At 63.8% G+C, this 13,472-nt stretch carries 11 protein-coding genes; 2 read left to right on the plus strand and 9 right to left on the minus strand.

Features of this window, described 5'->3' with window-relative positions; translation table 11 throughout:
• Nucleotides 1-144: 144 nt before the first annotated feature.
• The 9 genes from ASB57_RS12940 to ASB57_RS12980 all read right to left on the minus strand — a co-directional run bounded on the left by ASB57_RS12940 (nucleotide 145) and on the right by ASB57_RS12980 (nucleotide 11,117).
• Complete coding sequence (locus ASB57_RS12940; RefSeq protein ID WP_057652606.1) at nucleotides 145-1,191, minus strand: CDP-6-deoxy-delta-3,4-glucoseen reductase; 1,047 nt, start codon at nucleotides 1,189-1,191, stop codon at nucleotides 145-147.
• Between the two features lie 180 nt (nucleotides 1,192-1,371).
• Nucleotides 1,372-2,244, minus strand: coding sequence for an MOSC domain-containing protein (locus tag ASB57_RS12945; RefSeq protein WP_057652607.1), 873 nt, complete (start codon nucleotides 2,242-2,244; stop codon nucleotides 1,372-1,374).
• 191 nt (nucleotides 2,245-2,435) lie between these two features.
• Nucleotides 2,436-3,359 (minus strand): ectoine hydroxylase, encoded by a 924-nt coding sequence (gene thpD, locus ASB57_RS12950; RefSeq protein ID WP_057652608.1) that lies wholly within the window; start codon nucleotides 3,357-3,359, stop codon nucleotides 2,436-2,438.
• Between the two features lie 30 nt (nucleotides 3,360-3,389).
• Complete coding sequence (locus tag ASB57_RS12955; protein ID WP_057652609.1) at nucleotides 3,390-3,788, minus strand: ectoine synthase; 399 nt, start codon at nucleotides 3,786-3,788, stop codon at nucleotides 3,390-3,392.
• On the minus strand, nucleotides 3,788-5,092 hold the full coding sequence (gene ectB / locus ASB57_RS12960) for a diaminobutyrate--2-oxoglutarate transaminase (RefSeq protein WP_057652610.1): 1,305 nt from the start codon (nucleotides 5,090-5,092) through the stop codon (nucleotides 3,788-3,790). The genes ASB57_RS12955 and ectB overlap by 1 nt, the downstream gene beginning before the upstream one ends.
• 187 nt (nucleotides 5,093-5,279) lie before the next feature.
• Nucleotides 5,280-5,825: a diaminobutyrate acetyltransferase gene (gene ectA / locus ASB57_RS12965; RefSeq protein WP_057652611.1), complete on the minus strand. Its 546-nt coding sequence runs from the start codon at nucleotides 5,823-5,825 to the stop codon at nucleotides 5,280-5,282.
• 87 nt (nucleotides 5,826-5,912) lie between these two features.
• Nucleotides 5,913-6,461 carry a MarR family winged helix-turn-helix transcriptional regulator gene (locus ASB57_RS12970; protein ID WP_057652612.1) on the minus strand — a complete coding sequence of 183 codons (549 nt, stop codon included), beginning with the start codon at nucleotides 6,459-6,461 and terminating at the stop codon, nucleotides 5,913-5,915.
• Between the two features lie 280 nt (nucleotides 6,462-6,741).
• Nucleotides 6,742-9,051: a DNA topoisomerase IV subunit A gene (gene parC / locus ASB57_RS12975; protein WP_057652613.1), complete on the minus strand. Its 2,310-nt coding sequence runs from the start codon at nucleotides 9,049-9,051 to the stop codon at nucleotides 6,742-6,744.
• 104 nt (nucleotides 9,052-9,155) lie between these two features.
• Entirely contained in the window at nucleotides 9,156-11,117 is a 1,962-nt protein-coding gene (locus ASB57_RS12980; RefSeq protein ID WP_057652614.1) for a DNA topoisomerase IV subunit B, read from the minus strand.
• Nucleotides 11,118-11,595: 478 nt separating this feature from the next.
• Between ASB57_RS12980 and trxA the strand changes: the two genes are divergently transcribed.
• Nucleotides 11,596-11,925 (plus strand): thioredoxin TrxA, encoded by a 330-nt coding sequence (gene trxA / locus ASB57_RS12985; RefSeq protein WP_057652615.1) that lies wholly within the window; start codon nucleotides 11,596-11,598, stop codon nucleotides 11,923-11,925.
• A 79-nt stretch (nucleotides 11,926-12,004) separates the two neighbouring features.
• Nucleotides 12,005-13,261, plus strand: a complete 1,257-nt coding sequence (gene rho / locus ASB57_RS12990) for a transcription termination factor Rho (RefSeq protein WP_057652616.1) — start codon at nucleotides 12,005-12,007, stop codon at nucleotides 13,259-13,261.
• The last annotated feature ends 211 nt before the right edge of the window (nucleotides 13,262-13,472 follow it).

Raw genomic sequence — 13,472 nt, forward strand, 5'->3', positions numbered from 1 at the left:
TTCCGGAATCGCGATTCTACCCCGGCGGACCAGGGCCGCCAGCCCTGTCCCGCCGGTGGACACTTACCTTGTTACACAAGTCATAGAAGGGCCCACACAGGGAAAAGCCTGACGCTTCGCGTAACGCCTTTCTGCTGCCTGAACCTAGTTGCGCGGCTGTGCCAGATCGGCTTCGGACGTGAACGCGTCGGCCAGGAACTCGTCTTCCGGCAAGCCGCATTGCGAGCTGAACTGGCGGCGCGCGGCATCGACCATGGGAGGCGCGCCACACGCGTAGACCTGGTGCCCGGACAGATCAGGCAAGTCGTGCATGACGGCTTCGTGGACGAAGCCCGTGCGGCCGGTCCAGCCGTCCTCCGGCAAAGCGTCGGAAATGACCGGAATGAATTGGAAATCCGGCATGCTGGCGGCCCAGGCGGCGGCGGCTTCGCTCATGTAGAGATCACGCGGACGACGGCCGCCCCAGTACAGGCGCACCGGCCGCTTGATTTCCTTGTGTTGCATGTGCTCGACCATGGCCTTGATGGGCGCGAAGCCCGTGCCGCTGGCCAGGAAGATGATGGGTTTGGCGCTGTCCTCGCGCAGAAAGAAGGAGCCGAACGGGCCTTCGATCCGCAGGATTTCACGTTCCTTCATCTGGGTGGCGCCCGCGCCAAACACATGGTCGGTGAAGTGGCCGCCCGGCATATGGCGGATATGCAGTTCCAACGGGCTGCCCGCGTGGGGCGGCGTGGCCATGGAGTAGCTGCGGCGCCGCCCTTCCTTGAGGATCAATTCGATGTACTGGCCGGCGTAGAAGCGGAAATCCTCGGCCGCCGGCAATTGCAGCTTGAGCACGGCCACGTCTTCACCCAAGCGCTGGATGGACGTCACCCGCGACGGCAGCTTGCGGATCTGGATGTCGCTGGCAAGGCGCACCTCGGCCGATTCGACCAGCATGTCGGACGTCGGCCGCACCTGGCACAGCAGGGTATAACCGGCCGCCATTTCCTCGGGCGCCAGCACCTGGGCGGGATACGGACCCGCGTCGTACTCGCCAGAGACCACTTTGCCCTTGCAGGTCGAACACGCGCCGCTGCGGCAGCTGTAGGGAAGCACGATGCCGGCCGCCAGCGCGGCGTCGAGCACGGTCTGACCGCTTTCGACGGGGAATTGATGCTGGCTGGGCGTGAGGGTGACCTGGAAACTCATGGTGGAAGTTCTGCCTATGGACAAAGCTGGCCGGTGTCGGGGCGACCCTGATCGCCCGCACGCCGGAATGTAATCGCCCATTTTAGTGGTTTTGGCAGTGAGGACCACCCACCCGCCCGGGACAGGCAGGCAACAGCAGGCAGGTCAGGTGGACCAGCCAGGCGTCCCGCCCAGCGAAGGCTAGAAGTCGAACTCGGCCTCGACGGCGTCGCCGACCCGCAGCACGGCACCGGCCGGGGCGGCGACGATGGCGTTCTGGCCGAAGATCACGCCCAGATCCATCCGGTGGGTGGCGGCCAGGGTCAAGCCGGGCTCGTCATGGCGCTCCCCCGTGGCCTGGTCGACGTCCGGAATGCTGCAGCGCGTGCAAGGCTTGACCAGCGCCATGCGGACGTCGCCCACGCAAAGAGACGCCAGATGGTCCTCGTCATACGCGTCCAGCTCGCCTTCGATGACGATATTGGCGCGGAAGCGGTCCATCGGTACGGGCGCCCTGCCCTTGGCGGCGAGTTGCGCGTTGAGCAGGTCCAGCGATGCCTGGTTGGCGATCAACAGGGGAAAGCCGTCCGCGAAACCGAACAGGTTGCGCGCGGCGTAATGCCCGGCGTCGTCCGGATGGCGTTCAAGCCATCCGCCTACCCACTCGGCGCTGGCAGAGCGCTGCGCGCTAGACACGTCGATGCGCAGGAACTCGCACGGACGCTGCAGATAGCGGCTGAACCATGCCGCCGCCTCGGCGCTATCGCGCCGCGCGGGCATGGTGTCGCGCCACACCGTCACCGCCTGCGGGTCGCCCTGCAATCCGCTGCCATCGAGCGCTACCGCCAGGTCCGGCATGGCCGGCGCGGACAGGTGCAGATGCGTGTCGTCCAGGGCGGTACGCACCAGCGCCATGGCGGGCAACTGCCGTTGCGTCAGGAACTGGCCGTCCGACACCACCATCCAGCGCCGGTCGTAGGCCAGGCCGGCCTGATCGACGGGCGACGCGGACAGGTCGATGCCCGCACAGGACTTCACGGGATAAATATGCAGACTGCGGATGCGGAGGGACATGATGGCGATCGTCCGTGCCAGAGAAGGAGGGGCCATGGCGCCACCGCACTGAACAGCAGGCGGCGCGCATGCAGAATAGCAGCAAAAGCCGGCCGCGCCACGAGGCCGAATGCTTAAAGCCAAACGAAAACGGCGCGTGCAAGCACGCGCCGTCCGGCACTGCGAAGGGCAGCCCTCGCGGGCCGGCCTTCCTAATCCACCAGCTTCAGCTTGTCCAGGGGCTTCAGGGCCTTGATCCCGGCACGCGTGGCAATGTGCTCGGGACGCGGCGCCAGGCCGTACTTGGGCGGCTGCACGGCATTCTCGATACTGTTGTAGACCGTGAACACGTTCGCGCGGGGCCACGGCGAGATATTGCTGTTCGACCCGTGCATGGTGTTGCAGTCGAAGAAGATCACCGATCCGGCCTTGCCGGTCATGGGCCGTATGCCGCCCTGCTCCACCAGCAGTTGCAGGCTGACCGGATCCGGCACGCCGTATTCCTGCCTCTTCAGCGACTTCTTGTAGTGGTCCTGCGGGGTTTCGCCCACGCAAGAAATGAAGTGACGGTGCGAGCCCGGCACCAGCATCAAGGGGCCATTGCACGCATTGTTGTCGCTCAACAGCACTGTGCAGCTGAGCGCGCGCATGGCGGGCATGCCGTCTTCAACGTGCCAGGTCTCGAAGTCCGAGTGCCAATAGAATTCCTTGCCCTTGAAACCGGGCTTCATATTGGCGCGGGACTGGTGCACGTAGACCTCGGATCCAAGGATCTGCCGTGCCACGTTGACCATCCGCGGATCACGCACCAGGCGCGAGATCATCGCGCTGAGCGTGTGCACCATGAAGATCGAGCGCACCGCATCGCTGCCGGGTTCGGTGATCGACTCTTCCCGGCGGATGATGGCGGGATCACGCGACATGCGCCCGATCTCGGCCAGGATGGCGGCCACTTCGTTTTCCGGCAACAGGTTTTCCAGCATCAGAAAACCGTCGCGGTCGTAGTCCTGCAACTGCTGTTCGGACAGCGCGTCGGCATAGCGCCCGTCGCCGTAGATAACGGGATCGTGGCGCGCCACGATCGCCGACATCCGATCATTGCGTGAAGCGTATCTGTCTTTCGCGGGTAAATTCATCCAGCGTCCTCCAGTTCGTTAACGGGGCGCTCAAGCGGCCTCGGCCACCGGCAGCGGATAGACGCCCGAGGCGTCATGCACTTCCTGGCCGGTCAGCGGCGGGTTGAACACGCAGATCACGCGGCAGGGCTTTTCACCGCCGCACAGCCAGTGCTCGTCGTTCTGATCCAGGGCGTAGACCACGCCCGGCGCCAGCGCGTACTTCTTGCCGTCGGCGATGGTTTCAACATGGCCGTCGCCCTCGATCACCCACACCGCTTCAAGATGGTTCTTGTAGTGGATGTGCGTGCGCGTATGCGGAAAGATGGTGGTCTCGTGAAAGGAAAAGCCCATCCCGTCTTTCTTCAGCAACACGCGGCGGCTCATCCAGGTGTCGGTACGAATTTCGTCCTTGGTACCGATGACATCTTTGACGTTGCGAACGATCATTAGCGTTTTCCTCCAAATTTCAGGATGCGGGCGGAATGCCCGGATTCGGTCAGCGCGTCGGCCACGCTGGCCTCGATGGCATCGAGGCCGCGCTGCAGCAGGTCGTCCTCGATGGTCAGTGCCGGCAGGAACTTGAGCACTTCGTCATGCGCCCCGGAGGTCTCGATGACGATGTTGCGCTCGAAGGCCTTGCGGGCAATGGCATTGGCCAATTCAGGATTGGCGGTGGACACCAGGCCCTGGATCAGGCCACGGCCGCGCACCGCCAGACCCGAACCGGGATAGCTGTGAGCCACGTTTTCCAGCCAGTCGCGCACCAGGCGTTCCTTGCGCTGAACGTCCTTGGTGAAGGCGTCGTCGCTCCAGTAGGTGCGCAGCGCGGACGCGGCGGTGACGAAGGCCAAGTTGTTGCCACGGAACGTGCCGCTGTGCGCGCCCGGCTTCCAGATATCCAGCTCCGGCTTCATCAGCACCAGGGACATGGGCAACCCGAAGCCCGACAGCGACTTCGACAGCGTGATGATGTCCGGCTGGATGCCGGCGCTTTCGAAACTGAAGAAGCTGCCGGTACGGCCGCAGCCTACCTGGATGTCATCGACGATCAACAGCATGTCGTGACGACGGCAGACTTTTTCCAGTTCCTTGAGCCAGCGCAGCGTGGCGACGTTGACACCGCCCTCGCCTTGCACCGTCTCGACGATCACCGCGGCCGGCTTGTCCAGGCCGCTGCTGGGATCATCCAGCATCTTTTCCATGTAGGCCATGGTGTCGACGTCGGGACCGAAGTAGCCGTCATAGGGCATGAAGGTGGTGTTGCCAAGGGCGTAGCCCGCGGCATCACGGAACTTGGCATTGGCCGTCGCGCCCAGCGAACCGCCGCTGACGCCGTGGAAACCGTGGGTGAAGGAGATGATGTTCGAGCGGCCCTTGACCTGGCGCGCGATCTTCAGCGCGGCTTCCACGGCATTGGTGCCGGTGGGGCCGGTGAACTGCAGCGTGTAGCGCCACTTGCGCGGCTTCAGCAGGACTTCGTCGACGGTTTCCAGGAAACGCTTCTTGGCGCTGGTGGCCATATCCAGACCATGCACCACGCCATCGGCGGCGAGGTATTCCAGCAGTTCGGACTTGAACAGGGGATTGTTATGGCCGTAGTTCAACGTGCCCGCGCCGCTGAAGAAATCGATATATTCGGTCCCGGCTTCATCGATCAGCAATGAGCCGCGTGCCTGGCTGAAAATCACCGGAAAGGAGCGGATGTAGCCGCGCACCTCGGATTCCATGCGATCAAAGATTTTCAAGTCCATATATGTTTCTCCCTCAATGTGGTTGACAGGGACCAGCCACGTCCCGCGGCTGGTCTTGGCATCATCGAAGGACCGCTGGCGCGGCCCGTTCAAATGGGTCGGTAAACCCGGTCAAGAAACCCGGCAAGCGCGGGTTTCACGGCGGCTTCGGCGCGGACACCCGGTCCGGACCGCAAGCCGTGCGTCACTAAGCCGCGACGGGGACGGACGCGAAAGGTCCGATCCGCAACAGCATTTCGTCGTCGTGGTCGTCGCCATGGCCGAACAGCTGCTTGCCAAACAAGGGCTGTTCCGCGATATGGGCGCCAAGGCTGGAAGCCAGGCCCGAAAAGGTGCGGCGCGACGGCTGATTGTCGGGACCCACGGTGGTCTCCAGCTGGCGGATATGAACCAGTCCGGGACGGCCGAGCAGGTGGCGCAACATGGCGCCCGCAAGGCCATGGCCGCGCGCACGCTCGTGCACGGCGACCTGCCAGATGAACAAGGTATCTGGCGACGCGGGGGGGATGTAGGCGGAGATGAATCCATCGATACTGCCGCCGGCGCTTTCAGCCACCACGCAGGTATCGGGGAAGTGCTCGCAGAGGAGCAAATAGGCATAGACCGAGTTCAGGTCCAGCGGGGGACATTCGGCAATCAGGCGGTGCAGGGCCGCGCCATCGGCGGGGCGGGGACGTCGCAAATTATGCGTCGCCGATTGCTGGGTGAGATGGGTATTTTCAGTGGAAGCGATAACGTGGTTCCTTGCTTTTTTCTGGGGCGGCCCTGCGCCGCGAAGGGCTCAAGACCGCCGATTAATGCGGATATTCGGATGACTCGTTCAAACCACCAGCCCGGATTCCGGCGCGGGCCCCGTCGTGGGGACCTCCAGAATGGCCGTGCCGCCTTCGGCATGCGGCTCGGGTGGCGCGGCCTGCCCGCCCTGCTCCATCAGCGCGACGATGCGCTCAAGCGACAGGGTGATGGTGGCCTGTTCCAGTTCGGGCAAGGCATTCAATGCCTCGGCCAGATGTTTTTGCAGCGGCGACGGCGCCTCCTCGGCCACGGCCACGCCTTCCGGCGTCACCGTCACGAACACCGTGCGGCGGTCTTCACGGCTACGCTCGCGGCGCACCAGACCCTTGTCTTCCAGACGGTCCAGGATGCCGACCACCGTGCTGGGGCTGACATGGATCTCCCGGCTGATCGCCGTGGCCGTGATCGGCCCCGAAGCGATGACCGTACGCAAGCACATCAATTGCGGCGCCGTGATGTGGCTGACTGCCGCCAACTGTCGTGAATGCAGCGCGATCGACCGCGTGATCCGGCGCAAAGCGCGCAGGATGCGCAAATCGTATTGCTGTGCGTTGACCGTTTCAGGAGTGTTCATAAAGGCTTGGGCTCGCAGGCGTGACCGCCAAGAAAGTACGCCAATAAAAGATCGCTAGTGAAATCTGTTTTGCTGAATTGATTTCAGTACGAATTATATCGGCGCGAGGAATCAGAAGGAAGAGAAAATGTAAAACTCAGTCGTAAATGCGGAAGAGCATGCGCAGATCGCCTGGATTATTTGCCGAAATTGAACGAATTTACGAGAAATAGACGACAAAAAAGCCCGGGCGATGCGCAATGCGTCACATCGACCGGGCTTTTTGTTCCGTTGCAGGCCGTTACAACACCGGCGACAGCACCGGCTGCTTCGGCCGCACTTCCAGCTGGCGGCCCTTGCGAGCGCGCTTGCCGACGTACGGTTGCAGGCTGGCGCCCACCAGGATGTCTTCGGTCTGCTTGTTGCGGTACATCCCTACCGCGCGCAGACCGCCCGCGCCCAGCGGGACGACCTGGGCCAGCTTGTCGTTGCCGTCCAGCCCCATCAGGATGGTGCCGCGGCCACCGCCTGCCAGCACCTTGACCTCGTCCAGGCTGAACACCAGGAACTTGCCCTTGGTCGACAGCAGCGCCAGTTGCGTGGCGCCGGCGAACACCGGTACCGGATGCAGCAGCGTATCGCCCGCTTCCAGCGTGATGAACTGCTTGCCGGCACGCTGGCGGCTGCTCATGTCGCCCAGCTTGGCGACGAAGCCGAAGCCGCCCTCGCTGGCGAACAGCCAGCGGCTGTCCGCCGCCGCGGCGATCATGTGCGTGATGCGGGTGCCGCTGGCCAGGTCGATCATGGTCGTCACCGGCTGCCCGTCGCCCCGCGCCGACGGCAACGCCGACACCGCCACGCTGTAGGCGCGGCCGTTATCGCCCAGGGCGATCAGCGTGTCCGTGGTGCGGCACTCGAAGGCCCCATAGAGCCCGTCGCCCTGCTTGAAGGTGAACTGCCCGACGTCATGGCCATGGCCTTGACGCGCGCGCAGCCAGCCCTTCTGCGACACGATGACCGTGACCGGCTCGTCGACCACGCGGGTTTCCACCACGGCGCGCTCGGCCACTTCGATCAAGGTACGGCGATCGTCGCCGTATTGCTTGGCGTCGGCCTCGATCTCGCGCACGATGGTGCGCTTCAAGGAGGACGGGTTGTCCAGCAACTCCTGCAGCTTGATCTGCTCTTCGCGCTTGTCGGCGAGTTCCTGCTCGACCTTGATGCCATCCAGGCGGGCCAGCTGGCGCAAGCGCATTTCCAGGATGTCTTCGGCCTGGCGTTCGCTCAGCTTGAAGCGTTCCATCAAGGCCGCGCGCGGCTCGTCGGCTTCGCGGATGGTCTTGATGACTTCGTCCACGTTCAGGTAGACGACCATGCGCCCTTCCAGCACATGGATGCGATCGATGACCTTGTCCAGGCGATGGCGCGTGCGCCGCGTCACCGTATCCGTGCGGAAGGCCAGCCACTCGACCAGGATGTCGCGCAGCGGTTTCTGGCGCGGCCGGCCGTCGGTGCCGATGCACACCAGGTTGATCGCGACACTGCCTTCCATGCTGGTCTGCGCCAGCAGGATCTTGACGAACTCGTCACGGTCGACGCGCGACGTCTTGGGCTCGAACACCAGGCGCACCGGCGCGTCCTTGCCCGATTCGTCGCGCACGGCATCCAGCAGGCCCAGCATGAGGGCCTTGCCCTGCTGCTGCTCCGGCGTCAGGCTCTTCTTGCCGGCCTTGACCTTGGGATTGGTGATTTCCTCGATTTCTTCCAGCACGCGTTGGCCGGAAGCGCCGGGAGGCAGCTCGGTGACCACCAGTTGCCACTGGCCGCGGGCCATTTCCTCGAACGTCCAGCGGGCGCGCGCTTTCAGCGAACCGCGTCCCACGCTGTAGATCTGCGCGATGTCCTGCGGCGACGTGATGATCTGGCCGCCGCCGGCGAAGTCGGGACCCGGCAGCAGAGCGTGCAGGTCTTCATTCGACAGCGCGGGATTCTTCAACAGCGCCACGCAGGCCTGCGCCACTTCGCGCAGGTTGTGCGACGGAATTTCCGTGGCCATGCCCACCGCGATGCCGGACGCGCCGTTGAGCAGCATGAACGGCAGGCGCGCGGGCAGCATCTGCGGTTCCGACTGGCTGCCGTCGTAGTTGGGGATGAAATCGACGGTGCCTTCGTCCAGCTCGTCCAGCAACAGGCGCGAGATGGGCGTCAGACGTGCTTCGGTGTACCGCATCGCGGCGGCGTTGTCGCCGTCGCGCGAACCGAAGTTGCCCTGGCCGTCGACCAGGGGGTAGCGCAGGGAGAAATTCTGCGCCATGCGCACCATGGCGTCGTAGGCCGCCTGGTCGCCGTGCGGGTGGTACTTACCCAGCACGTCGCCGACCACCCGGGCCGACTTGACGTGCTTGGCGGTGGGGCCCAGGCCCATGGCCTGCATCGCGTAGAGAATACGGCGCTGCACCGGCTTCTGGCCATCGCCGACGTCGGGCAGCGCGCGGCCGCGCACCACGGAAACGGCGTAGTCCAGGTAGGCCTGTTCGGCGTACAGGCCCAGGGTGATGGCGCTGTCGCCCGAGGGGGGCTCGAACAAGCCAGGTTGATTGCTATCGGTCATAACGGGAAGAGAGAGAATTCGTCACGAAGAGGCAAGAGGCTCCGGGGCCGATGGGCCGCGGGAGCGATGGTGCCGCGCGCCTTGCGGGCGCGCGGCGGCCGGCGTCAGATATCGAGTTCGGCAAGGTTGCCTTTCTCTTCGATCCAGGTCCGGCGGGACGATGACTCGCCCTTGCCCATGAGCATATCGAACATGCGGGTGGTGTCCTCGGCGGTCAACGCGCCATAGGCCACCGGCAGCAGGCGCCGGGTATCCGGGTTCATCGTGGTTTCCCACAACTGTTCCGCGTTCATTTCACCCAGGCCCTTGAAGCGGCTGATGCTCCATGCGCCTTCGCGCACGCCTTCCTTGCGCAGCTTGTCCTGCACGGCTTCCAGCTCGCCGGCGTCCAGGCAATAGACCTTGCGGGCCGGGCGCTTGCCCTGGGCCGGCACGTCCACGCGGAACAGCGGCGGCTTGGCGATATAGACGTTGCCGGCTTCGACCAGCTTGGGGAAATGCTTGTAGAACAGGGTCAGCAAAAGCACCTGGATGTGCGAGCCGTCGACGTCCGCGTCGGAGAGGATGCAGATGCGGCCGTAGCGCAGGCCGGACAGGTCCGGCGTGTCGTTGGGCCCGTGCGGATCGACGCCGATCGCCACCGAAATATCGTGGATTTCGTTGTTGGCGAACAGGCGGTCACGCTCGACTTCCCAGGAATTCAACACCTTGCCGCGCAAGGGCAGCACGGCCTGGAACTCCTTGTCGCGCCCCATCTTGGCGGAACCGCCGGCGGAGTCGCCCTCCACCAGGAAGACTTCGGTGCGGGTGGCATCGCTCGATTCGCAGTCGGTCAGCTTGCCGGGCAGCACCGCCACGCCGGAGCTCTTGCGCTTTTCCACCTTTTGCGCCGACCGGGCGCGCGCCTGGGCCTGGCGGATCGCCAGCTCGGCCAGCTTTTTGCCGTATTCGACATTGCTGTGCAGCCACAGGTCCAGCGCGCTCTTGGCGAAACCGCCCACCAGGCGGACCGCGTCGCGGCTGTTCAGGCGTTCCTTGATCTGGCCCTGGAACTGGGGGTCCAGCACCTTGGCCGACAGCACGAAGCTGGCGCGGGCGAACACGTCTTCCGGCAGCAGCTTCACGCCCTTGGGCAGCAGGCTGTGCAGTTCGGCGAAGCTCTTGACGGCGCTGAACAGGCCTTCGCGCAGGCCCGATTCGTGGGTGCCGCCGGCTGGTGTGGGAATCAGGTTGACGTAGGACTCACGCACCACGTTGCTGTCCTCGGCCCAGGCCACGGCCCATTGGGCGCCCTCGCCTTCGGCGAAGTTCTCGTGGTCGCGGCCCGCGTACTGGGCGCCCTCGAACATGGGGACCATCAGTTCGGCGCCGTTCAAGGCTTCGGTGAGGTAGCCGCGCAGGCCGTCCTCGTACAGCCAGGTCTTGACCTCGCCGGACTTTTCCGTGGTCAAGGTGACCTTGACCCCGGGCAACAGCACAGCCTTGCTGCGCAGCAGATGAGTCAGTTCGCCCAGCGGAATATTGGCCGAATCGAAATATTTGGCATCGGGCCAGACACGCACCCGGGTGCCGGACTTCTTGCGGGCGGCGCCGGTGAAGGGCGCCAGCGGCTCGATGACGTCGCCGCCGCTGAAAACCATGCGGTGGATGCCGCCATCGCGCCAGACCGTGACTTCCAGGCGCGTGGCCAGGGCGTTGGTGACGGAAACCCCGACGCCGTGCAGGCCGCCGGAGAAGGCGTACGCGCCGCCGCCCTGCTTGTCGAACTTGCCCCCGGCGTGCAGCCGGGTGAAGACCAGTTCGACCACGGGCGCGTGCTCTTCCGGGTGCAGACCGACCGGGATGCCACGGCCGTCGTCCTCCACGGAGACGCTGCCGTCAGTGTGCAGAGTGACCTGAATATGTTTGCCGTTGCCGGCCAGGGCTTCATCGGCAGCGTTGTCGATGACTTCCTGCACGATGTGCAGGGGATTTTCGGTGCGGGTGTACATGCCCGGGCGTTGCCGCACGGGCTCCAGGCCCTTCAGGACCCGGATCGACGACTCGGTGTAACGTGGTGTGGCCAAGTTATCCCCAACATCTGTGGAAAAAAACCGACATTTTACGGAAAGGCTCAAGATTGGCGCGGCTTCCAGTGGAATGCGCACAGTCTGCCCAGTGCCGTTATGACGGTGGTAACGAAAGGCCCGGAGGAATCCGGTCCGGGGCGCGATTTTAGCCATGGGGACCCTGGTCCCGGGCCGGATTGCGTGCCGGACCAGCGGCCAACCGGACCGCGAGGCCGTTCATGCTACACAAAACCGGTGAAGCCTGTTCGTATCGACAGTGGTATGCTTTAATCCTGTCAACTCAAAAACGCCGGGTTAGCGCTCAGGCAGTGCGGCAGACGTCTGTCGCAGGCGACATGAAGGTTGGGGAACCCCCGGCCATTCATCGGTGTCCTAGCCAACAGGCCTCAGGGATTACCACCTGTTCAGCCACCCGCAGCACGTCATCGCCGGTTTTACCGGCCGCCTAGCGCAAAAAACCTAACGAGAAACCGCCATGAGCGACCAAATCAAGCATGTAAGCGACGCCAGCTTTGAAGCCGATGTCCTGAAGTCCGACGTCCCCGTTTTGGTGGACTACTGGGCTGCCTGGTGCGGCCCCTGCAAAATGATTGCCCCCATCCTGGAAGAAGTGGCCAAGGAATACAATGGCCGCCTGGTTATCGCCAAGATCAATGTGGACGAGAACCAGGACACGCCGGCCAAGTACGGCATCCGCGGCATTCCGACGCTGATGTTGTTCAAGGACGGCCAGGCTGCCGCCACCAAGGTGGGTGCTTTGTCGAAGTCCCAACTGACGGCTTTCCTGGATAGCTCCCTGGCCTGACACCGGCCCTTTTCTCGCGCGGGCCCGTCCGTGGCCCGCCGCCCCACTCCCCTCTCATTTCTCCCCCAACACCACCGCAATGCACCTGAATGAACTAAAGGCGCAGCACGTCTCACAACTGCTCGAGCAGGCCGCCAAACTCGAAATCGAAAACGCCAACCGCCTGCGCAAGCAGGAGTTGATGTTCGCCATCATGAAGAAGCGCGCCAAGCAAGGCGAGCAGATCTTCGGTGATGGCGTGCTCGAAGTACTTCCGGACGGCTTCGGTTTCCTGCGTTCGCCGGAAACCTCCTACTTGGCCAGCACGGACGATATCTACATTTCGCCGTCACAGATCCGCCGCTTCAACCTGCACACCGGCGACTCGATCGAAGGTGAAGTGCGTACGCCCAAGGATGGCGAGCGCTATTTCGCGCTGGTCAAAGTGGACAAGGTCAACGGTCTGGCGCCTGAAGCGATCAAGCATCGCATCATGTTCGAGAACCTGACGCCGCTGCACCCGAACCGGGTGATGCGTCTGGAACGGGAAATCAAGAGCGAAGAGAACTTCACCGGCCGCATTCTGGACATCTTCGCGCCTTTGGGCGCCGGCCAGCGCGCGCTGATCGTCGCGCCGCCGAAGTCGGGCAAGACGGTGATGATGCAGCACATCGCGCATGCCATCACCACGAATTTCCCGGAAGCGGTGATGATCGTCCTGCTGGTGGATGAGCGTCCCGAGGAAGTGACGGAAATGCAGCGCACGGTGCGCGGCGAAGTGGTGGCGTCGACGTTTGACGAACCTGCCACGCGTCACGTGCAGGTCGCGGAAATGGTCATCGAGAAGGCCAAGCGTCTGGTCGAGCTGAAGAAGGACGTGGTGATCCTGCTGGATTCGATCACGCGTCTGGCGCGTGCCTACAACACCGTGGTGCCGGCTTCGGGCAAGGTGCTGACGGGTGGTGTGGATGCCAACGCCCTGCAGCGTCCGAAGCGTTTCTTCGGCGCGGCGCGGAACATGGAAGAAGGCGGCTCGTTGACGATCATCGGCACGGCCCTGATCGAAACGGGCAGCCGGATGGATGAAGTCATCTACGAAGAGTTCAAGGGCACGGGTAACTCCGAAGTGCATCTGGAACGTCGCCTGGCGGAGAAGCGCGTTTATCCGGCCATCAACCTGAACAAGTCGGGCACCCGTCGTGAAGAGCTGCTGATTCGTCCGGAATTGCTGCAGAAGACGTGGGTACTGCGGAAGTTCATCCATGACATGGATGAGATTCAGGCGATGGAGTTCATCATGGACAAGATGCGTGCAACGAAGACCAATGACCAGTTCTTCGACATGATGAAAAAGTAATGGTTTGGGGAAACCGGTCTTGGCCGGTTCCGCAATGCCTGTTTGGCGAAGGGGCCTGTGCAAATGCACAGGCCTTTTTGTTTTGGGTGTGGCGCGGAGCGCCACACCCAGTGGGCCGGGGGGCGGGCTACGCCGCGCCTGCCATGCGCTCTGTGCGCGGCACGGCGGCTCCACGAAGTGGTGCACGCCACCGGGCCGGGAGGTGGTGGAG

The organism is Bordetella sp. N (assembly GCF_001433395.1).
Lineage (GTDB): Bacteria > Pseudomonadota > Gammaproteobacteria > Burkholderiales > Burkholderiaceae_B > Bordetella_C.

Coding starts and splice junctions, on each gene's coding strand:
- ASB57_RS12940 (WP_057652606.1), bottom strand. CDS start 1,191: ATGAGTTTCCAGGTCACCCTCACGCCCAGCCAGCATCAATTCCCCGTC.
- ASB57_RS12945 (WP_057652607.1), bottom strand. CDS start 2,244: ATGTCCCTCCGCATCCGCAGTCTGCATATTTATCCCGTGAAGTCCTGT.
- thpD (WP_057652608.1), bottom strand. CDS start 3,359: ATGAATTTACCCGCGAAAGACAGATACGCTTCACGCAATGATCGGATG.
- ASB57_RS12955 (WP_057652609.1), bottom strand. CDS start 3,788: ATGATCGTTCGCAACGTCAAAGATGTCATCGGTACCAAGGACGAAATT.
- ectB (WP_057652610.1), bottom strand. CDS start 5,092: ATGGACTTGAAAATCTTTGATCGCATGGAATCCGAGGTGCGCGGCTAC.
- ASB57_RS12970 (WP_057652612.1), bottom strand. CDS start 6,461: ATGAACACTCCTGAAACGGTCAACGCACAGCAATACGATTTGCGCATC.
- parC (WP_057652613.1), bottom strand. CDS start 9,051: ATGACCGATAGCAATCAACCTGGCTTGTTCGAGCCCCCCTCGGGCGAC.
- trxA (WP_057652615.1), top strand. CDS start 11,596: ATGAGCGACCAAATCAAGCATGTAAGCGACGCCAGCTTTGAAGCCGAT.
- rho (WP_057652616.1), top strand. CDS start 12,005: ATGCACCTGAATGAACTAAAGGCGCAGCACGTCTCACAACTGCTCGAG.